The organism is Neobittarella massiliensis (ex Bilen et al. 2018), from assembly GCF_900289145.1.
Classification (GTDB): domain Bacteria; phylum Bacillota; class Clostridia; order Oscillospirales; family Ruminococcaceae; genus Neobittarella; species Neobittarella massiliensis.
The window spans coordinates 1-20,200 of record NZ_OKQO01000008.1 but is presented as its reverse complement, the minus strand read 5'-3'; the positions used below and the strand labels follow the sequence as shown (position 1 = coordinate 20,200).

The 20,200-nt window shown below is 61.1% G+C and carries 15 protein-coding genes; 3 read left to right on the top strand and 12 right to left on the bottom strand.

Going from position 1 to position 20,200, the window contains the following annotated elements; genetic code table 11:
• Nucleotides 1-260: 260 nt before the first annotated feature.
• The 11 genes from C6Y32_RS15780 to C6Y32_RS11775 all read right to left on the bottom strand — a co-directional run bounded on the left by C6Y32_RS15780 (nt 261) and on the right by C6Y32_RS11775 (nt 13,320).
• Nucleotides 261-2,216 (bottom strand): FtsX-like permease family protein, encoded by a 1,956-nt coding sequence (locus C6Y32_RS15780; RefSeq protein ID WP_105205474.1) that lies wholly within the window; start codon nt 2,214-2,216, stop codon nt 261-263.
• The gene (locus C6Y32_RS11820) at nt 2,206-2,973 is read right to left on the bottom strand and encodes an ABC transporter ATP-binding protein (protein WP_105205473.1); all 768 of its coding nucleotides are present in this window, start codon (nt 2,971-2,973) and stop codon (nt 2,206-2,208) included. Before C6Y32_RS11820 ends, C6Y32_RS15780 begins: the two co-directional genes overlap by 11 nt.
• A 153-nt stretch (nt 2,974-3,126) precedes the next feature.
• Nucleotides 3,127-4,104 (bottom strand): sensor histidine kinase, encoded by a 978-nt coding sequence (locus C6Y32_RS11815; protein ID WP_105205472.1) that lies wholly within the window; start codon nt 4,102-4,104, stop codon nt 3,127-3,129.
• Nucleotides 4,101-4,712 (bottom strand): response regulator transcription factor, encoded by a 612-nt coding sequence (locus tag C6Y32_RS11810; RefSeq protein ID WP_164998258.1) that lies wholly within the window; start codon nt 4,710-4,712, stop codon nt 4,101-4,103. Before C6Y32_RS11810 ends, C6Y32_RS11815 begins: the two co-directional genes overlap by 4 nt.
• A 129-nt stretch (nt 4,713-4,841) precedes the next feature.
• On the bottom strand, nt 4,842-5,786 hold the full coding sequence (locus C6Y32_RS11805; RefSeq protein ID WP_105205470.1) for a hypothetical protein: 945 nt from the start codon (nt 5,784-5,786) through the stop codon (nt 4,842-4,844).
• 11 nt (nt 5,787-5,797) lie between these two features.
• Complete coding sequence (locus tag C6Y32_RS11800; RefSeq protein ID WP_105205469.1) at nt 5,798-6,457, bottom strand: hypothetical protein; 660 nt, start codon at nt 6,455-6,457, stop codon at nt 5,798-5,800.
• 3 nt (nt 6,458-6,460) lie between these two features.
• On the bottom strand, nt 6,461-7,309 hold the full coding sequence (locus C6Y32_RS11795) for an ATP-binding cassette domain-containing protein (protein ID WP_105205468.1): 849 nt from the start codon (nt 7,307-7,309) through the stop codon (nt 6,461-6,463).
• The gene (locus tag C6Y32_RS11790; protein WP_105205467.1) at nt 7,306-9,363 is read right to left on the bottom strand and encodes a hypothetical protein; all 2,058 of its coding nucleotides are present in this window, start codon (nt 9,361-9,363) and stop codon (nt 7,306-7,308) included. The genes C6Y32_RS11795 and C6Y32_RS11790 overlap by 4 nt, the downstream gene beginning before the upstream one ends.
• 831 nt (nt 9,364-10,194) lie before the next feature.
• Nucleotides 10,195-11,364, bottom strand: a complete 1,170-nt coding sequence (locus C6Y32_RS11785) for a SpoIIE family protein phosphatase (protein WP_105205466.1) — start codon at nt 11,362-11,364, stop codon at nt 10,195-10,197.
• Nucleotides 11,364-13,061 (bottom strand): [Fe-Fe] hydrogenase large subunit C-terminal domain-containing protein, encoded by a 1,698-nt coding sequence (locus C6Y32_RS11780; protein WP_105205465.1) that lies wholly within the window; start codon nt 13,059-13,061, stop codon nt 11,364-11,366. The genes C6Y32_RS11785 and C6Y32_RS11780 overlap by 1 nt, the downstream gene beginning before the upstream one ends.
• A 4-nt stretch (nt 13,062-13,065) precedes the next feature.
• Entirely contained in the window at nt 13,066-13,320 is a 255-nt protein-coding gene (locus C6Y32_RS11775) for a (2Fe-2S) ferredoxin domain-containing protein (RefSeq protein WP_105205464.1), read from the bottom strand.
• A gap of 426 nt (nt 13,321-13,746) precedes the next feature.
• Here C6Y32_RS11775 and C6Y32_RS11770 point away from each other — a divergent pair, with 426 nt between their 5' ends.
• Both C6Y32_RS11770 and C6Y32_RS11765 read left to right on the top strand, forming a co-directional pair.
• Nucleotides 13,747-14,010 (top strand): NADH-quinone oxidoreductase subunit NuoE family protein, encoded by a 264-nt coding sequence (locus C6Y32_RS11770; RefSeq protein ID WP_105205463.1) that lies wholly within the window; start codon nt 13,747-13,749, stop codon nt 14,008-14,010.
• 7 nt (nt 14,011-14,017) lie between these two features.
• Nucleotides 14,018-15,496, top strand: a complete 1,479-nt coding sequence (locus C6Y32_RS11765; protein WP_105205462.1) for a 4Fe-4S dicluster domain-containing protein — start codon at nt 14,018-14,020, stop codon at nt 15,494-15,496.
• Nucleotides 15,497-16,091: 595 nt separating this feature from the next.
• On the opposite strand, the gene C6Y32_RS11760 is transcribed toward C6Y32_RS11765, so the two are convergent.
• Complete coding sequence (locus C6Y32_RS11760) at nt 16,092-19,412, bottom strand: DUF5011/hyalin repeat domain-containing protein (RefSeq protein ID WP_105205461.1); 3,321 nt, start codon at nt 19,410-19,412, stop codon at nt 16,092-16,094.
• Between the two features lie 218 nt (nt 19,413-19,630).
• Between C6Y32_RS11760 and C6Y32_RS11755 the strand changes: the two genes are divergently transcribed.
• A partial coding sequence (locus C6Y32_RS11755) for an RNA polymerase sigma factor (protein ID WP_129589440.1) occupies nt 19,631-20,200 on the top strand: 570 nt, incomplete at its 3' end.

Genomic DNA, 20,200 nt, shown 5'->3' with positions numbered 1-20,200 from the left:
CTGCGCACGCCGCGCCGCTTTTCTACCGCTCGCGCTCCCGGCGCCCCGCCGCGCTCCGTCCCCGCTGCGCTCCAGCACACAGCCCCAGCCCGCCCGGCCGCTCGCCCCCCGGTATCCAACATCCAGCACCCGGCGCCCCAGTACCGCCGCCTCTCCAAACGCTGACGGGCCCACGCCGCCACCGCCCCACCGTACGCTCCTATACTCCCCCCGGCTCCCCCATCAAAAAAGGGACCTCTCCGGCGAGGTCCCTTGGCCGCTCACTGTCTGGGCGGCAGAATATTCTTTTTGGCGATGAGGTAGGTGGCGGAAAAGTACAGGATATAGATGGCCGTCAGCACCAGCGCCACCGCCCCGGCGGTGCGGTAGACGATCCCCCGCTGCGCGGGATAGCCGCCCAGACTCATGATCTTGCCGCAGATAGCCGCCACCGGCACGCTCATGCCCACCGGCAGCAAAAAGGGAAAGATGAAAAAGGAAAATATCTGTCCAAACAGCGTCTTTTGCTGCTGCCGCCGGCTGGCCCCCAGGCGAAAGAGGACCGCATACCGCTGCCGGTCCTGATCCAGCTCGGCCAGTACCTTTAGTGCCAGCATCGCCAGCCCCAGGCACACGAACACCACCGCCATGTAAAGCGCCCCCTCCACCAAGATCGCCGTGGTGCTGCCGCGCTCCATGCGGCTGTACTCCCGAATGCGGTAGTCGCAGCGCTCAAATTCGTAGATGCCGCTGCGGCTGGTATAGGTCAGCGCCTGGTGCAGGCCCCGGGCGTCGTACTTCTCCTGTTTTAGCTGTATGGCCGCGCAGTCGGCCAGCACCGGCAGCCCGGTCACCGCCGCGTCGGGCACCACCGCAAACGAAAAGATGTCCTGCAGCATGGGCAGCCGGTCGGTGGCCCCGGCAAAGCGGTAGGTCTTTCCCCCCAATACCAGCTCCACCGGCTGTAGCTCCCGCTCGCCTTTCTGGTAGACCTCCGCGCCCAGGCACACATAAAACGCGTCTTCTGTCAGTGTCAGCGGCGGCTCCCCCAGCTCGGCCAGCAGCGCGTTAAACTGGCTCAGCGGCATCACGCCGTCGTTTCGCTCCAGGTAATCGCTCTTTTGCAGCGCCCGGCCGCCGCTGTCGTACAGCTGGTAGGGCAGCACCTGCCGCACCTCTGCGTACCGGCCAATGATCTCCAGCGCCGCCTCCAGGTCGTAGGGCACCTGCTCGCCGGCGTCCAGGCTGGCGGCGATATCGAAGGGGTACTGCTGCTGCAGCGACAGCTGTTCGGCCACCTTCTGCATAAACGAGCTGTTGGCCCCGATCACCGCAAAGGTCATCAAAAAGGCCAGCGCCCCGGCCATCACGGCGCTGCTGCCCAGCTTGGCCGCCAGCTGCCGCAGCAAAAAGGTGCTGGTGCCGCGGCCGCCCCGGCGCTGGCCCCGCCGCAAAATGAGCTGGGTCAGACTGCGGGCCGCCGCAATGTGAAAGAGTGCCATCCCCGCCGCCAGCAGCGCCAAACTCACCACCATGCTGCCGGCCGGCTCGCCGCTGGCGGTCAACTCGTACTGCACCTGCCGGGTAAACGCCACGCAGGCATACCCCATGGTCCCCAGTGCCGCCAGCGCCACCACCAGCCATAAAAACGGGTGCCGCACCTCTTTGGCCACCGCCTGGTCGCCGTGGATGAGCGCGCCGATGCGCACCCGCTTCAGGTACAGCGCCGAGGTCAGGGCCGACAGCGCAAAAATGCCGCCCACCAGCCCCACCGTCAGCCACAGCCCTCTGGCCGAGTAGCTGGCCAGAGCAAACGGCAGCTCCATCAAAGCCGAGAGCACCATCATCATTCCCTGGTATAAAAACAGGCCCAACAGCAGCCCCACCGCCAGCGCCGCCGCGCCCAGCAGCATGGTCTCGGTCACAAAAATGCGCAGGATGCTGCCCCGGGTCATGCCCAAAGTCAGGTAGGTGCCAAACTCCCGCTTGCGCAGCCGCAGCATAAACGAGGTGGCGTACCCCAGCACAAAGGCCACCACCAGCGCTATGCAGATCGACAGCACCAGCAGCCCGGTGCGCATCGAGTCCACCGTGCGGGCAAATTCCTGCAGCTGCGGGCTGTACAGCACGTTGTGCAGGCCAAACATCATGGCCACCGTCAGCGATACGGTGATAAAGTAGATCAGGTAGCTCCCCACCTGCCGCCGCACGTTGCGCAGTGCCAGCTTACCATACATCCCGCTCACCCCCCAGCGCCGCCATCACCGCCAAGATCTCCCGGTACATATCCCGCCGGTCGCGGCTGCCCCGGTCCACCTCGCTCCATATGCGGCCGTCTTTTAAAAACAGCACTCGCCGCGCGTACGAGCCCACTACCGCGTCGTGGGTCACCATCAAAATGGTCGAGTCCAGCTGCTCGTTCATCTGCACAAAGGTCTGCATCAGCCCCCGTGAGTTGGCCGAGTCCAGCGCCCCGGTGGGCTCGTCAGCCAAGATCAGCGCCGGCCCGGCGATCAGTGCTCTGGCGCAGGCCACCCGCTGCCGCTGCCCGCCCGAAAGCTCCCGCGGGTACTTGTCCAGCTGGTCCTGTATGCCCAGCGTCTGGGCCACCCGCCGCAGTTCCCGGCGCATCTCGGCGCGGCCGGTCCGGCGCAGCTCCAGCGGCAAGGTGATGTTCTCCCCCACCTTCAGGGTGTCCAGCAGGTTATACTCCTGAAACACAAAGCCCAGCTGGTCGCGGCGAAAGTCGGCCAGCTGCCGCTCGCGCATCTCGGCGATGTTCTGCCCCGCCACCCAAATATCGCCCGAACTGGGCTGCTCGATGGTGGCGATCACATTCAGCAGCGTGCTCTTGCCCGAACCCGAGGCCCCCATAATGGCGGTGAAGTCCCCCCGCTGCACCGAGAGCGAAATACCGTCCAGCGCTTTGGTGACCACGCTGCCGCTGCCAAAATACTTGGTGACCTGCCGCACCTCTAACAGTTGTCGATCCATAAAAGTCAGCTCCTCTGTAGGTATCTTCGGGGCCACGGCGGCGCTGCCGGCGCCGTGCGCTCTAAACGGCCGCCCTAAAAAAGGCCCCCCATCTCGCTGACCACTATACCACGAGACGAAGAGACCTGTTCTAACGCCAGTCGGCGCCTTCCCTTACAGTTTTGTCAGGTTGCTGTAGGTGATGCGCACCGACGTTCCTTCCCCCAGGCGGGAGGATACCGTCAGCTGCATATCCGATTGCCGGCACAGCTGGTCGGCGATGTACAGCCCCATGCCGGTGCTGCCGCCCAGCGCCCGTCCGGCGCGGCCGGTAAAGCCGCGCTCGGTCACCCGCCGCAGCTCGTAGTCGGCAATGCCCGGCCCGTTATCGCGCACCGTAACGGTGCCCGCTGCCGCCGTCAGCGCCACCTTTCCCCCCGGGCAGTACTTGGCGCAGTTGACGAGCAGCTGCCCCAGCACAAAAGTCAGCTGTTTGTCGTCGCCGTGGGCGGTAAAATCGCCCTGCACCGTCACGCTGATGCCGGCGGCGATCAGCAGCTCCATCTGGCTCTTCACCGCCTCCCCCATCACCGCCGCCACCGAAAAGGGGCGCACCACCCGGTCCCGGTCGGCGCTGCGCAGCCGGGCGTAATACAGAATGCTCTCGGTCAGGTTGTCCGCCCGCCGCAGTTCCCGCCGCAGCTTGTCCCGGTCACCGCCGTTGGCCAAGATCAGCGAGCAGGCCGTCAGCGGGGTCTTCATCTCGTGCACCCAGCTCTCCACATACTGGCAGTAGTCCTCTTTTTCTCTCTGGGCCGCCTGTACCCGGTCGATGGCCGACCGCGACACGGCGCGCATCACCCGGTAGTACTGCCGCTGCACCGCCCCGGTCGGCGGCGGCAGCAGCTCCCCCAGTAAATAGGCGTCCTCCAGCCCCTGTTTTAGCTGCTGTAACTGCCGCAGCTGGCGGCATGCCGCGCAAAAGCTGCCCGCCAGCCAGCACAGCACCACCAGCAAAAAGCAGCCCTCAGCCGCCGCCAGCAGCGCGATCTCCGCCCCGCCAAACAGCAAAAATACCGCCAGCAGCAGCCCGCCGATGCCCAAAAAGCACAGCGTCACCCCCTGCGAGCGCACGTACTCCCCAAAGCTCATAGCCGGTACCCCACGCCCCGCACCGTGCGGATGTAGTCGCCCGCCCCCAGCTGGCGCAGCTTGTCCCGCAGCCGGGCGATGTTCACATACAGGGTGCTCTCGTCGATATACAGGCTGTTTTGCCACAGGTCCTCGATGATCTCCTGCCGGGTGCACAGCTCTTTTTGCATCAGACAGGCCAAAATGCGGGTCTCGTTTTTGGTCAGCTCCCGGCTGGCGCCGCCAAAATATACCGTCATGCTGGCCAGGTCCAGCGTCAGCTGCCGCACCGTCAACACCGTGCCCGGGCGCCGGTGCAGCAGCCGAGCAATGCGCGCCAGCAGCACCGACGAGTTGTACGGCTTGCGGATATAGTCGTCCGCCCCCACACCAAAGCCCAGCAGCTCGTCCTCCGGCGACACCCGCGCCGTCAAAAAGATCACCGGCACGTCCGAGTGCTGGCGCAGCCGCCGGCAGATCGTGAGCCCGCTCTCCCCCGGCAAGCTCACGTCCAGCAGCGCCAAGTCGCAGGGCTCCTCCTCCACCGGCAGGTAGCCGCTGGCAGTCAGCAGCGCACACAGCTCCTCTTTAATGGTCCGGTCGTCCTCGATCACCAGTATCCGCTCCACCGCGCACACCTCCTAAAAACAGTCACCTCTACTATACCACCCCGCCCCCGCTCCTGCCTAGTGCCGCTCCCCACCTGCCCCCTGTAAAAAAATACCGGCGCCGCCCCATCAGGCCGCACCGGTATCCGCCTATTTGTTCATCAGCTCCGCCGGCCATATCCCCAAATGGGCATAGGCATTTTCATAGCCCGCGTTGATCTGTTTCTGGCTCTCTGTGGCGTTTATCTGCTCAATGGCTGGCGCCAGCTGCTCCTCCACCTGCTCGCAGGCCAGCCCCCGCAGCTGCTCCATGTCCGGGCAGTCTATCCCCAGCTGCTGCGCCCGCAGCACCGTGTAGCACACCCGCGCCCACTCCAGTATCTCCAGTCGCTGCGCCACCGTCAGGTCTGCCAGCACATATACCTGGGCCCTGTCCAGCGTATACTGCTCCCACATTCCCTGCCCATCATCCGGCAGCTCGATCTGGGCCTCTTTCAGCGCCTCCAGCGCCCGGTTTTCCAGCGTCTCAAAGGGCAGGTTCAGCACCTGTTCCCGGTAAAACTGCCGCTGCCCCTCATATCCAAGCCTCGCCGCCTCCTGGCACAGCTCCTGGCGAAAATAGGTGTGGTCGCTCTTCGCCGTATACCACTTGATGGGCTGCTGCTCGTAACAGGCAGACGATAAAGTATGGTAGGACTGGTCCCAGTACGGCTGCATATCCCAATCTTTCATCTCCGGCTCTTTAAACAGCATATAGCTGTGGGTCCAGTACCACGTCCGTAAATAGGTGCTCTTCGCGTCTTCCCGGTGAAGCACCGACAGATCCTCCGCCATTAAATACTCTTCCCGTGCATATAGACCTGCCGCACCCCGCTCAGCGTAGTAGTAATACTCCTCGCTGTCCTCCGCAAACGAAAAGCCCAGCTCCCGCATCTGCTCCTGCGCCAGCGTCTTGCCCTCCGAGAGCTTGTACGTGGTCTTTTTGTCCCCCATATACACCGTGAGCACCGCCCCCACCGCCACCGCGAAGATCACCAGCAACAGCAGCAGCCACTTGCGGTATTTCCCATACCAAAACTCCCGCAGCATCTCCACGTCCGCTCACCTCACTTCACATAGCGCCGGTTCAAAAATACGCCCAGCCCCAACAATATGGCCGCCCACAGCAAAAAAGGCGTGTAATTGGTCGGGGGCGGCTGGGTACCGTCAATACGCATCTCCGAAAACAGGTCGAACAGTGCCCCATCAGACCACATAAAAGCCCCCAGCAAATGGTAGATCACCACTGCCATCGCCGCAAACAGGGTAGATTTTGCCAAATACATCAGCCCGTACATGGTACAGCTGTACACCAGCAAAATGATACACAGCCGGCCAAACTCCTGCCACAGCCCCGGCAAAATAAACTGGTAGCCAAAAAGCAGCAGCGCCGCCATCAAGACGATGTGCAGATGTACCGCCAGCAGATCGATCAGCCTCGTCTTTTTTACCCCGTCATAGGCGTACAGCAGTTCGCAGGCGGGGTTGTCCACAAACTCGTAAAAGAGCAGCACCAAATACCACACCAGCGCCATGGGAATATACCGCTCAAAATCGTTGTACACGCCCGGCCGCATATAATCATATACGTCCGGCGTAAGACCGGAAGATTGTATATACCGCCAGGTGAGCAGCGGTATCAGGCCAAATAGCAGCACCCAGGGCACAAAGTACTTCCAGCCCATGTTGCGAAACTGCCGCAGCAGCAACTGCGCTCTCGCCGCCATCGCTCACATCCCCTTCGTTATGCACAGGTACCCGTCTTCGATGTTGGGCGGCACCAAAACGCCTGCCGGCTGGGGCACAGTGCTCAGTATGCGTATATAGTCGGTGCCTTCCCGCTCAAAGCGGTTGCCCAGAAAAGCTCCCGGGCTCAAAAGCGCCTGCTTTTCCACCGGTATCTCGTAGACCTTTTTCTCCGCCACCGCTTTCAGCTGCTGGCGGGTGCCCGTAAACGCCACCTTGCCGGCCATCATCACCACCACCTGGTCGCACAGCGCATCCACATCGTCCACGATATGCGTCGAGATGATCACCGTGTGGTCCCGGCGGATATCCGCCACGATATTTTTAAAGCGCATCCGCTCCTCCGGGTCCAGCCCCGCCGTGGGCTCGTCGAAGATCAGCACATCCGGGTCCCCCAGCAGCGTCTGCGCGATGCCCAGCCGCCGCAGCATTCCGCCGGAGAGAGCGCCCACCTTGCGGTCTTTCAGCTCGCTCAGGTTGGTCCGCGCCAGGCAGCGCTCCGTCTCCTGCCGCACCTGTGCCATTGGCATTTTTTTCATGGTGCCGATATACGCCATCACTCCCTGCACCGTCAGCTCGTAAAACATGCCGAAGCGCTGGGGCAGGTATCCGGCATTCTGCGCCAGATCATTGCTCTTGCGCAGGCTCTTTCCATCGTAAAAAACATCGCCCGACTGAATGGGGTACAGCCCCAGCAGCGTGCGCAGCAGGGTGGTCTTGCCCGCGCCGTTGGGTCCCAGCAAGCCGTAGATCCCGCTGTCAAAGGTCACCTCCACCGCGTCCAGCGCCGTCTTTATCCCAAAGCGCTTTTTCAGCCCCTTTACCTCGATCATGCCGGTCCCTCCTCTACGAGCTGTTTTAAAAACTCCGCCGCTGGCCGCTGGTCGCTGCGGTCGCGCAAAAATTCGTACACCGCCCGGCTCACCGCCTGGTCTCCCCACCTCTCAGCTGCCTGGTAAAGGTACACCGTCTCCTCCCTGCCGCTGATCGTGTCGGGGTTTTGCCGTATGTCCTTCAGTGCGCTGCGGGCGCTCCTGTTAAAAATACTCTTATCCGACAAATACGATACCGTAAAGGTACTGCGCAAAAGCGGATAATCATCCGTCGTCTTGTCCTGCAGCTCGCCGGCCAACAGATACGCCGCCATCTTTTCCGGAGAGAGCGACCATATCTCCAGCAACACATGGTCGGCAAAGATGGCTACCGTCTCATTTCCCACCGTCATACTACTGCTGCTATACCAGTAAAACACCGTCTTTTCCGCCAGCCTCTGTGGGGGTTGTCCCACCTGCTCGCACAGCCGGTCATACTGCGCCCGTACCTGGCCCATGGGCAGCTGCGCGTCCACCCGCGTGTTCTCGTACCCGTATGTCATCGTGTACAAAAACCGCTGCGAAATGGGGTAGACCACCTGAATACCGTCGATCTCTTTTTTTTCCACCAGCCCCCCCAGCAGCGAGGGGCCCTCCGCCACGCCGTAAAAATGGCCGTCCTCACCCGGCAGGTTGCAGTACAGCGCCTCCGGCCCGCCCTGTATGGTAATGTCAAAAAAGCGCTCTCCCTCCGGGCAGGTATTGATATATTCCATCCCGCTCTCCCGCAGCACCAGCGGCCGGTACCCCGCCATGGGGTAGTACGGGAAGAACGCCGGCAGCTTCACTGCCTGGCGGTTGCTGTAAAACTTGCCGCTGTACCCTCGGTAGCAGATGGTCACCGCCGACAGCGGCTGCTCGGTCTCTATATCCAAATAGTCGCTCTCCCGGTTAAACGGCAGCGCCCGCCCCGTCTCGTCGCGCACTTCTGTCACCGTAAAGCCCCGGTACAACGTAAAGCGGTAGCACTCTTCGCTGCGGCCCTCGGTGCCCGCCAGCGCCATGGTCACCTCCGCCTCCAGCTGGTTATCCAGCCGCAGCCGCATCTGGTAGTCGGTCACCGCAAAACTTTCCGGCTCGTCTTTTATAAAGCCCTTGTTATACTCGTAGTAAGAAGACCCCGAAAAGGTCGTGTCCTCGTCTCTCCCGCGCAGGTTGTTTTCGCCCATATACATCACGCAGCCGCCCTGGGCATAGGTCAAAAGGCCCCACCCCGCCAGCACCGCGCACACCGCTGCCGCTGGCAGCCAGCGCAGCCGCAGCAGGTGCCGCCACAGCATGTACACCAGCAGCGCCGCCAGCGCCAGCAACAGCCAAAACACCATCCGCCCCCACCGCTCCGGCTCGTTGGCAAAGCCGTATACCGGCTCAAACATCTCCAGGGTCAGGGGGTATTTCAGCTCAAACAGATCTCCCAAATTGATGATCGGCAGCTTTTCGTTAGAGAGGGAGGAGAGTATCTGCTGCAAAAACGGCGTAAACAGCATACAGCAGCCAAACAGCAGGCTGTACCCGGTAATGCGCCGCTGAAACTGGGCCACCAAACACCCCAGCACGCAGGCAAAAAAGCCCACCAAAAAGATGTCCAGAAAAAACACCGCCGCAACATGCCGGGCCATCACGCCGCTGTGCAAAATACCCTCCCGGCCCATCGCCGCCAGGCCAAAGCCCAAAAAGTCTAAAAACACCAGCCCCACCGCCAGCGCCATCACCGCCAGGCCGCTCAGCAGCTGCCTGGCGCGGCCGCCGGGCAGGCTCTGTAAAAATTCTCCCGCCCCCGTATCGTTTACCTTAAAAAAGAACTCGTAGCTCATAAACAAAAAGGCAACGAACACCGCCACCTGGGGGGCCAGCATCTTGGTCACACAGCGGATGGTGTCCACATAGCGGGTCATGATCTGGGCGTTGTTTAAAGTAAAAAGCACCAGCACCGTTCCCAGCTCCAGTACCGTCACCGCACTGCCACAAAATATCTGTATGTTTTTCTTCAGCAGCCGCATACCCCGCACCCCCATGTTCTCCCAGTCTCCTATTACAGGTAAAGGCGAGCTCCCGCCCGCCTTTACCCACTCTAAGGTCTATACCGTTTTATCACGCTGTAATTGTTACTATTCCATATACCGGGTAGTTGGCATTGCGCTCCGCATGGGCGCGCCATTGTCCACTACCCTGATAGTATCTGGAGAAGTTTTCACCAGCCCAGGCAGTTCCTGGATCTGTATACCCATTGTTTGTACTATAACCATAATATCTCATTTTACCGGACTGTGGAGAGTTACTGCCCGACACCGTTGCTGCACCATAACTGCCATCTGTCAAACGAGTATAAGCCGAAGTCCCATTTACCGATGCCGAATACGACTCCGCTGCCGCCGGCACTACGGCCACCAGCAACATACCCACTGCACAGAGCAGAGCCAAAAACCGTTTATAATGTCCTCCTTTTCTCTTTTTAGAAAAGTTCTAAACATCCAGGTTTCTCTGCGTGCGCTCGATCAGCTTACACAGCTGCTATTCAGTCCTCTCATTGTGCAAGCTTCTTACAATATTCATTGGACTTACACTTTTCCTTGTATTGTATATATTTTACTATATTTTTTACAATTTGTAAAGTAATTCTATGTGAATATTTATAATAGTATTCATTGATCACTTTTTTGAGATAAATCACAAATATCCCCAAAATCACATGATCCTATATATCGTATCGTCTCATTTCCAGTAATATCTCACCATCATCGCCCTGAAAAGTAGCCGTCAACAATGCCCGGCAGGCCAAACGACCCGCCGGGCATCTCACTGCTCTATTTTTTAGTACCGTGTCTCTTCGTACACTGCTACAGTCACTAAAAATACTCCACCGTCACCCGCTTGCCGGTCTTTTGCAGCTCGGCAGCCAGCTCTTTGATCAAGTTGAGCTTCAGCCCCAAACTCACCGGCATGCCCGGGTTCTGGTGCGCCTCGTTGAGCGCCTGCCCCACCAGAAAATGCACCTCGGTGCAGTCCTCCAAAAGCAGGCGGGTGATGCGGGTGGCGCCGTCTTTTTTGCGGTAGTTGACCACCTCGTTGCCGCCGTCCACTTCGTTCATCTGGCGGATATTCTCCAGCGCCTTGCGCAGCGTCAGCACACCCTCGGTCACCAGATCCACCCCCGGTATCTGGGCCGTGGGGGGCAGGGCCGGGTTCTCATAGTCCAAAAGCACCTTCACCTCACGCCCGGTCACCCGGCTCACGATCTGGCTGGTGGTGCCGCCGCACACCACCTTCAGGCCCTTGGCGTACATCAGCTTGTTGACCACCGTCTGGTCTAAATCGGGGTTTACCGGCGGGCCCACCATCACCGTGGCCACCTTGCTCTCCCGCAGCCGCAGCGCGCACACGGTGGAGTCGTCGCCGGGCTTGTTCATGTACAGCGTGTTTACCGTCGACACCACTTTTTTGGCCATCACCCGGGGGGAGATGTCCTTTTCCATGGCCTCCTCGATAAATTTGACGATGTTGTCGTACTGCCACCCCAGGTCCAAAAGCGAACCCACCCCGGCGTGCACCACCCCGTCAGAAAAGGTGATGAGCATATCGTCTACCTGGGCGCGAAACTTCGAGACGTAGATCTTCTTGCCGTCTACCTCCACCTCGCCGCGGGGTATGTCCATGCGCTTGCCGTCGCGGAAGTAGATGAGCATGGGGTTATCGAATTCGGCGGTGGTGATGCCGCCGTCGTTTTCCACCCGCACGATGGTAAAGGTGGAGTAGGCCAGCCCCCGCTCCGAGCACTTGGGCAGCGTCGAGGCGATGGTCTCCACCGACTCGGTCAAACTCGCCCCCTCCGACATCATGGTCACAATGATCTTGGCCGTCAGCGTCGAGAGGATGTTGGCCTTCACCCCGCTGCCCAGCCCGTCGGCCAGCACCAGGTAAAAGCCCTTGTCGTCGCGGGTCATTTCCACCGTGTCGCCGCAGAGCTCCTCGCCGTAGTGGTTGATGCTCTCGTAAGCGGCGTCTGCAAAAATGCTCATTACAAGTCCTCCCGCTCCATCGACTTTTTCAGGCTGGTCAGCGCCACCTTGGTCTCGGCGGTGGTCTCGCCCAGCAAACTGGCGATCTCCTGGGCCACCCGCATCTGCTTGTCGATGACCTTCTGGGCGGTGTCCACCGTCTGCATGCGCATCTCTTCCAGCCGCTCTTTGTTCTTGTAATCCTCGGTCATATCCTTTAAGAACACCACGTACATCTGGCTCTCGGGGATGTGTACCACCGTCTCCTCCACCGTCAGGTCGCCGGCAAACTGCACGCCGCGCTTCATGGCCGGCTTGCCGCTCTCCCGGGCCGTGTCAAAGGTGTCGTCGCCGTAAAACTCGGGCATCACTTCGCCCACCGCCTGGCTGCGCTCCATGCCCAGCATCGCTTCCGCCGCCGGGTTGATGTCCAGTATCTCCATGTCCGCGCTCAGGGCGATGGTCCCGTTGGGCGAGTGCTGCAGCACCGCCGCCGAGGTGTTCTCCGCCTTCTCGCGCAAAAACGGCAGGCACATGTTCACATCGGCTTTGCCCTGAAATACGGCGATGGCCTTCTGCCGGCAGGTGTCGTACCCGCAGCCGCCGCAGTTGAGCTCCTGGCTGGGGTCGTTTTTGCCGATCTGCGACAAGATCGCCCGGATCTGCTCCTCGGTGGGCAGCGGCAGCGCCTTGGGGGCCGAGCGGTACACCCGGTCGTGCAGGACCTGACAGCTGGCGCTGGGCGCCGGCCGCTCGTCGCGGGGCTTGCGGGCGTCGTCGATGAACATCCGCCCCTTAAAGCTCGACTTTTTCTCCGACCGCATCACCGGCCCGCCCATGCAGGCGCCGGCGCACATGTTGGCCTCGACGAACAGGCCGGTGGGCCGCTCTTTCTCCATCCAGTCAAACAGCTCCATGCAGTTTTCGATCCCGTCCACGCACACCTTTTTGTATCTGCCGTAACTCGCCGGTTCGATGGTCTTTAAAATGCCGCTGGGCTTGGGGTACAGCCGGCTCTCGGTATGTAGGGTGCCCAGCGCCTGCTCGTCGATCACGTCGTGGGGCACGTTCTCGATGAGCGCCCGCAGCGCCTGAAAGCTCAACGCGTAATCCACGTCTCCGCCGGCCAGAGGGTCCTGCGCCTCGGCCTTTTTAGCCAGGCAGGGGCCGATGAACACCACGTGGATGTTCTGGCCGTATTTTTGTTTCATCATCTTGGCGTGGGCCATCATGGGCGAGTAGCTGGGCGCCAGCTGCGAGGTGAGCGCCGGGTAGTGCCGCTCGATCATCATCACCACCGAGGGGCAGGCGGTGGTGATGATGTTCTCCATCTTGCCCTCCAGCAGGTGCTGCTCATAGCTGCGGGAGGTCTCGTAGGCCCCCACCGCCGTCTCCTCTACCCCGGCAAAGCCCACCGCTTTCAGGGCGGCCGAGATCTGCTCAAAGGTCATGTCCTCAAAAAATCCCTTGTACGACGGGGCGATGGTCGCATATACCGGCTCGCTGCCGGCGAGCAGTTCCAGCACCTTGGGGCGGTGGTCTTTGGTAAAGCGGGCGTTTTGCGGGCACACCTCCACACAGGTGCCGCACAAAACGCATTGGTCCTCTATGATCTGCACCCGGCCGTTTTGAAAGCTGATGGCCTTGATGGGGCAGTGGCGGATGCACTTATAACAGTTCTGGCATCCCTCTTCATTTAACTTGATGATGCTGCTCATGGGGCTAGTCCTCCTCTATCTTGGGCAGTACGTGCTCGTAAAAAACATCGGCGGCGTTGGCAAAGCCCACGTGTTCGATGGGCTCGCCGTCCACCGCCATCGAGATGCCGGTCAGGCAGCGCCCCATGCAAAACGAGGCCTTCAGTGCCACCTTGTTTTCCAGCCCCCGCTCCTTGATGATCTGCTGAAAGGTCTGTATCACCTGGTACGAACCCTTCATGTGGCAACTGCTGCCCACACATACCGTCACTTCTACCATGGAATCGTCTCCTTTATCTGCAAATATGCAGCGCATTCTCTCACTGCCGCAGCGCGCCCATCCGGCGCTCACTCGGGTGCTGTCGGCCGCCAAACTGGACCGGCCGCCTGGGTCGCAGCTGTCCTGGCGTCGGGTCCGGCGGGTGCTCCCCATACCGGTCCCACTATATTATAATGCATTTGCCCGCCGCAAAACACCCCCAACCGCCCACTGCCGGCACCTAAAAATTTTCTCCTAAACTGTCGAAGAATACTATTGATTTCTGGCTGTAGCACATAGTATAATAAATAGGATTGTTAACGAATTGACAAGACCGCCCTTCTCACAACCAGAGCACCCAATTTCAGCACGGCCGCTACCCACCGCCATTTTTTGGCGCGCGGCCACCGGGGGCGAAAAAAATCTGCGTAAACAGGAGTGATCGCTTTGAAGTCCATCAAAGTAACGGTATGTGTCTGCACCCACTGCATCATGAACGGCGCCATGGATATCATCGAGAGCGTCGAGAGCCTGAAGAAACTCAAGTACGAGATCCGCCACAACGCCAAGATCGGCGTCGACACCGAGGTGCTGCACACCGAGCACGATCACACCGCCTCCTGTCCCGTGGTCAAGATCGACGGCGAGGTCATCGAGAGAGCCACCAACGAGCAAGTCATGTCCAAAATTCTGTCAATTATAAGGAAGTGAGCCATCTGTGAGAGGTATCTATACGCCCGTCACCAAAATCCGCCGTCAGGTCTTCTCCGAGATCGCCCGCCTCGCTTTCGAGGGCTGGGACCACGACAAGGTAGAGGAGCTGCCCTACAAGATCATCACTGGCGAGGTGCCCCAGTACCGCGACAGCATCTTTAAAGAGCGCGCCATCGTCGGCGAGCGCATCCGTCTGGCCATGGGCCTGCCGCTGCGCGACGTCAACGAGAACGCCCCCGTATCCAAGGGGCTCGACGACGACATGCTCATCAACCAGACCTACGAGATGCCGCTGGTCAATGTCATTCCTTTCGCCTGCAACGCCTGCGACGAGACCAGTTTCATGGTCACCGACAACTGCCGCCACTGCCTGGCTCACCCCTGCGTGTCGGTCTGCCCGGTGGGGGCCATCAGCTTCCAGAGCGACCGCACCGTCATCGACAAAGAAAAGTGTCTCAAGTGCGGCCGCTGCCGCGACGCCTGCCCCTACAGCGCCATCGTCAAGTACGAGCGCCCCTGCGCCGCCGCCTGCGGCGTAAACGCCATCGGCAGCGACCACCTGGGCCGCGCCAAGATCGACCCCGAAAAATGCGTGGCCTGCGGCCAGTGCATCGTCAGCTGTCCCTTCGGCGCCATCTCCGACAAGTCGCAGCTGTTCCAGCTGGCCTGCGCCCTCAAAAATGGCGAGAACATCATCGCCGAGGTGGCCCCCGCCTTTGTCGGCCAGTTCGGCCCCGCCGCCACCCCCGAAAAGGTCAAGGCGGCCCTGAAAGAGGTCGGCTTTGCCGACGTGGTCGAGGTGGCTGTCGGCGCCGATATCGGCACCCTCGAAGAGGCGCACCACTACGCCAAAGAGGTCTCTACCGGCGAGGCCCGCTTCCTGGCCACTTCCTGCTGCCCGGCCTGGTCGGTCATGGCCAAAAACACTTTCCCCGAGATCGGCGAGTACATGTCGCAGGCGCTCACCCCCATGGTGGCCACCGCCCGCGAGATCAAGAAAAAAGACGAGAAGGCCAAGGTCTGTTTCATCGGCCCCTGCTCGGCCAAAAAGCTCGAGGCCATGCGCCGCTCTATCCGCAGCGACGTCGACTACGTCATCACCTTCGAGGAACTGATGGGCATCTTCGTGGCCAAAGGCACCGACTTTGGCCAGATCGAGGGCCTGCCCATGTGCGACGCCGCCGAGGAGGGCCGCGGCTACGGCGTGTCCGGCGGCGTGGCTCAGGCCATCGCCAGCGCGGTGCACAAGCTCTATCCCCATGTCGATGTAAAGATGGATAAAGCTGAGGGGCTACAAAACTGCAAAAAGATGTTGGCGCTGGCCAAGGCCGGCAAGCGCGAGGGCTACCTGCTGGAGGGCATGGCCTGCGTGGGCGGCTGCGTCGCCGGCGCCGGCACCCTGCAGCCCATTAACAAAGCCACCGTGGCGGTCAACAAGTTTAAGACCCAGTCCCCCATCGAGCTGGTCCCCGACAAAAAATGATCTGTACCCCTGCCTGACTATCTCACCGCGTCGAGCACCCGCTCGGCGCGGTGTTTTTTTGCCCACGCCGCCCTACCCGGCCCACCGCTCACTTTTCCGGGTCAGCTGCCCGGCGGTGCACGCCACCATTCTCGCCGTCCCTTCCGTCTCCGCCGCCGGTCTCCCACCCGCACAAGCCCTGTTTTCCCGCCCTGTGCGCAGAACACTACCCTCAGTAACCAGTACATAGTGTACAGTACACAGTACACTGCATACTGTACACCGTACCGCGCACATATTCCCCGGGCCACCTGCCCCCGCTGCCCAATAGTACGCACGCACAACTGGTATCACCGGCGGTGCACCGCCACCATTCTCGCCGCCCCCTCTGTCTCCGCCGCCGGTCTCCCACCCGCGCAAGCCCTGTTTTTCCGCCCTGTGCACAGAGCACTACCCTCAGTAGCCAGTACATAGTGTACAGTACACAGTACACTGCATACTGTACACCGTACCGCGCACACACCTCCCGGACCACCTGCTTCCGCTGCCCTAAACGCATATGTCCCACCTAAAAAAGAGAGAGGCCAGATAGCCTCTCTCTTTTTTCGTGTTTCTCCTACCGGGCAGTATAACCGCACCCGTCAGTCCGTCTGCTCCTCTTTGCCCGGGGCCATAAACTGCCCCAGACCGGCGGCGAGCAACGCCGCCCAGCACCACAGCAGCGCGTATACCACAGCGATACCGCCGCCGCCCCCAACAGGCTCAGCACCAACGCCCCGCCCCAGCCGGGACGGGACCCGGCAGCGCGGCGCGCTCTCGCCCACAGGCAGTAAAGTGCCGTCATCAGCGCGCCCAGCAGCGCCAGCCAATGTATCCGGCAGCTGCCGTCGATACCGGCGCCGTCGGCGCCGGTGTACGGGCTCTCACCGGCAGGCGGCTGTCCGGTTTCCTCCTCGGGGTACAGCCCGCCCGCACCGCCCGGGGTCAAAATATACTGCAAAAACAGGGTGGTGCGGTTTCCGGCGCTGTCCTCTACCGTATAGGTGATGAGGTACTGCCCCGCGCGGGTGGTGTCGATGGCCGTCACCGGCTCGCCGCCGCTCTCTATCGTCAGCCGCACCTCGCGCAGCTCCCCATCCGCCTGGGCCGAGGTAAAGCGGTACCGGCCGCCGATCAGCGCCCGCACGCCGGCCAGGTCCAGGCTGCCGCCGTACAGCGGCGGGTCGCTCACCGGCTGCACCAGCCGGTCTCGCACCGTGGCGTATTGGTTCCCGCTCTGCCAGTCGGTGATCACCTCTGGGTCGGCCAGCTTGTCGTCGGGCTGTACCGTGTCGCTGCCGGGGTCGTAGCCCACCGCCGGCGCACCGCCGCTACTTATCAGGGTATAGGTCAGGTAGATGGTGGTCTTGTTGCCCCGGCTGTCGGTCACCGTCTGGGCGATCAGGCAGCTGCCGGGCCTGGTGGTATCAAAGCCCCCGGCCCCCACCTCTTTTCCGTCTACCGTCACCTGTACCGGCCCGCACACCAGCACGTCGTCGCCCTGGGCGGTGTGTATCTGGTAGCGCCCGGCCAGTATCTGCGCAGCCGTTTCTGCCGTGAGCCGGCCGCCGTAAACTGCCGGGTCTTTTACCGGCTCGGTGATCGCGTCGTACACGTAGGCGTGTTTTCTCCCGGTCTCGGGGTCGTCTTTTACAGTGGGGCGCGGCGCCGGTGCCAACGGGTCAAACGGGGGCCCCACCGGCGGCTCGGGGTCCTCGCCCCACGCCACCGTCGGCGGCTGGTCGCGGTCGATTAGCGTGTCGGTCAGCACCACTGTGGTGGTGTTGCCGTCGGCATCGGTGGCCACACAGGTCACCGTAAAGCTGCCGGCTTTGGTGCTGTCTACCCCCTGGGCGGTCACATCCACGCCGTCCCGGCTGATGGTATACGCATAGGTCAGCTTGTCGTCCCGGCCCACATTAGAAGTAAATCCGTAGCGCTCCTCAAACAGCTTTTGTGCATCCTCGGCAGTAAAGCGACCGCCGTACAGCGGGTCGGCCGCATCCAGGTGCTCCTGCATGCTGTCGTACACCACTGCGTGGGCCAGCGCGTTCTGGTCGATCTGCTGCTCCGGTGGGGGCAGCGTGTCGGCTGGGTCGGTGGGCGCCACGTCCGGGGCACTGTTTACTGTAACTGCCAGCGGTGTCGACACATTGCCCGCCGCGTCTACGGTGTGGTACTTGCCGTTTTGGTCTGTCGTTGCCGCCTGGCTGGCAGCGCCGTTTCCGTCGTTCAGGTCATAGGTCTGTACCGCGCCCCACGTACCGCTGTCCGGGTCAGACCGCTCCAGTTTCCACACCCCCGAAAGCCCGTCGTGCAAAGTCAGTGCGCCATCCTCCGCCGTCGCCAGCGTCGGCGGGGTGCGGTCTATCTTCACCGTGTCCGCCACCTTGTTCGACACCTTCTTCGTCTCGCTGTTTTGCGCCTGGTAGGCGGCGGCCAGTCCCACCGTCTCGTCGGGGTATACCCGCTGGGGCTTGTCTGCTTTCAGCGTGTCGGCCGGGGCTCCGTCCTCCTGCACGTTGAAGCGGTCAAAATCCCCCGGGTAAAAGGTCACCTGTACCGGCTCCCGGTTCCAGCCGTTTTCGTTGGCGGGGGTGCGGGTAAAGTGGTAGTCTGTCCCCGCGTTGCCCTGCTCCTCCAGCGGCTTTTGGGGGTCGGCGGCTACCAGCTCTACCGGCGGTATCAGCTCGGCGCCGGAATGCCGCTTAGACTGAAACAAGTCGTCCACCATCATCTGCCCTACGGTCACTGCTCCGCCGCTGGGGTTTTTCACCATCGCCCGGTAGGTGATCACCGTCTCGGTGGGTGAGCAGCTAAAGGGGATGCCCCCATCGGTGATATTGACAGCGTCTACCACCCGGCCGTCAACGGTCACCTCCTGCCGGGTGCCGTCCCAATTATCGGGGTCAAAGTCCAGGCCCGAGGTGGGGTATGTCTCGCTGTCGTCCGAGATCATCAGATGGCTCAGCACTGCGCCGCCGTCCTGCTGGTTATTTTTGACCCGCGCCTGAACGGTGACGATGTCCCCCTCTTTTATTTCGGCATCGGCGGGGAACGGGTCCCCCTTTTCATCCAGCAGTTTGGTCTCGATAAAATGGGGGCGGTAGTCCAGATAAGACGCCTTTATAAAAGTCGCCTCAACTTTTTTATTTGCATCAAGGCGCACATCCTGCTGTCCGCTATCCACCCCGGCAGCAATGCCCAAATAGAGATCATCGCCGCTGGGTATGGGGTTGGCAAACGAGAGTTCAAAATAGCTGCCTCCCCTATCCGGTGTCTTTTGCGCGTCGGGGTAGCCGTTTTCGTCTACATCGCGCAGATCAGAAATAGAAAAATAAAACATCCTGTTTTGGGCGCGGTAGTGCAGGTATAACCGCTTCTGGCCGTAACCGTATTTTTTATCTCCCATGGCGATCACCGGGTCCTCAGTAAAGCCCGTGCGCACCATAAGGCCGAGCGTTCTCCCGTTATACCCCGTCGTAAAGTTGTAGTACACATTCGTGCGCCCATTGGTGATGGAATAGCCGCCGTAATTGCAGCAGTTGAAACCGAAGTCATCCACTGTAAAATCCGCCAGTATCTCCCAATCTGAGCTGGTCGATATGGGCTGCTTGCTTATGACCGCGCTGGCAGAGATATGGTCGTTGCCGACCTTCTGCTGGTGCCCGCCATCGGCCAGCCGCATATAGTTTCCCTCGATGTGCAGCGGGTTTCCCCAGTTGCGCGCGGGGTCCTGCTGCTCAGTAAAGATCTGGTTGAGGTCTGTCGTCTGGACCGGCGCCTCTACCTCCTGCTCCGGCAGGATCTCCTGTCCGCTGCCCGATAATGTCCCAATAAGCAGAGAGACTGCCAGCCCCCATGCCCCCAGTCTTGCACGCAATTTTTCATGTTTCAAAACGCGTTCCTCCTCTGTATGTAAACTTTTCCAGGGCAGTCATTTTCCGCCACACGCAAATTGGTCTGCCCTCCCACACGGGGCACTGCGGTGCGGATTTTGACAAACTCCATTAGTTGAGATGCACAGGAGGTCGAAAAGTGGTCAAATTGAAAATAAATTTATTTTTGCTATAATAGGCAGAAAAGTAAAGCTGTCGAAAGCAGGGGGCAACACACATGAAAAAGGTATCACACCAGCAGCTGGCCCAGTGGCTGGAGCAGGCCCGCCGGGGCGACGAGCGGGCCTTTCGCGCGCTCTACGACGCCACCGCGCCCGCCCAGTACAGCCAGGCCCTGGCCGTTTTAAAAGACCCCGAGCTGGCCCGCGAGGCGGTGCAGGACAGCTATCTCTCCTTTTACCGCTCCATGGGCCGTATCCAGTCCAGCCAGGCGGTGGTGGCCTATCTCAACAAGACCACCCACTACGCCAGCCTGGCCCTGTTGCGCCGCGAAAAGCGCCCCCCCGAAGAGGATACCGACCTATTCGCGCTGCCCGATGCCCCCGAAAACGGCCCCGAAGAGCAGGTCCTCACCGCCGACCGCCGCCACCGCCTGCAGGCGGCTCTCGCCGAGCTGTCGCCCCGCCAGCGCCAGGCGGTACAGCTGCGCTACTACCAGCGCCAAAAGCTCGATCAGGTCGCCCACACCATGCAGTGCTCCCGCAGCACCGTCCAGCGCCTGTCTCCTATCCACACCCATCTGTGTATACGTAACTGCTCACCTGCCACATTAGGTTCCATCTCCCCG

Excerpts from the sequence above, each read along its gene's own strand:
- C6Y32_RS15780 (WP_105205474.1), bottom strand. The coding sequence starts at position 2,216 with ATGTATGGTAAGCTGGCACTGCGCAACGTGCGGCGGCAGGTGGGGAGC.
- C6Y32_RS11820 (WP_105205473.1), bottom strand. The coding sequence starts at position 2,973 with ATGGATCGACAACTGTTAGAGGTGCGGCAGGTCACCAAGTATTTTGGC.
- C6Y32_RS11815 (WP_105205472.1), bottom strand. The coding sequence starts at position 4,104 with ATGAGCTTTGGGGAGTACGTGCGCTCGCAGGGGGTGACGCTGTGCTTT.
- C6Y32_RS11800 (WP_105205469.1), bottom strand. The coding sequence starts at position 6,457 with ATGGCGGCGAGAGCGCAGTTGCTGCTGCGGCAGTTTCGCAACATGGGC.
- C6Y32_RS11795 (WP_105205468.1), bottom strand. The coding sequence starts at position 7,309 with ATGATCGAGGTAAAGGGGCTGAAAAAGCGCTTTGGGATAAAGACGGCG.
- C6Y32_RS11790 (WP_105205467.1), bottom strand. The coding sequence starts at position 9,363 with ATGGGGGTGCGGGGTATGCGGCTGCTGAAGAAAAACATACAGATATTT.
- C6Y32_RS11785 (WP_105205466.1), bottom strand. The coding sequence starts at position 11,364 with ATGAGCATTTTTGCAGACGCCGCTTACGAGAGCATCAACCACTACGGC.
- C6Y32_RS11780 (WP_105205465.1), bottom strand. The coding sequence starts at position 13,061 with ATGAGCAGCATCATCAAGTTAAATGAAGAGGGATGCCAGAACTGTTAT.
- C6Y32_RS11775 (WP_105205464.1), bottom strand. The coding sequence starts at position 13,320 with ATGGTAGAAGTGACGGTATGTGTGGGCAGCAGTTGCCACATGAAGGGT.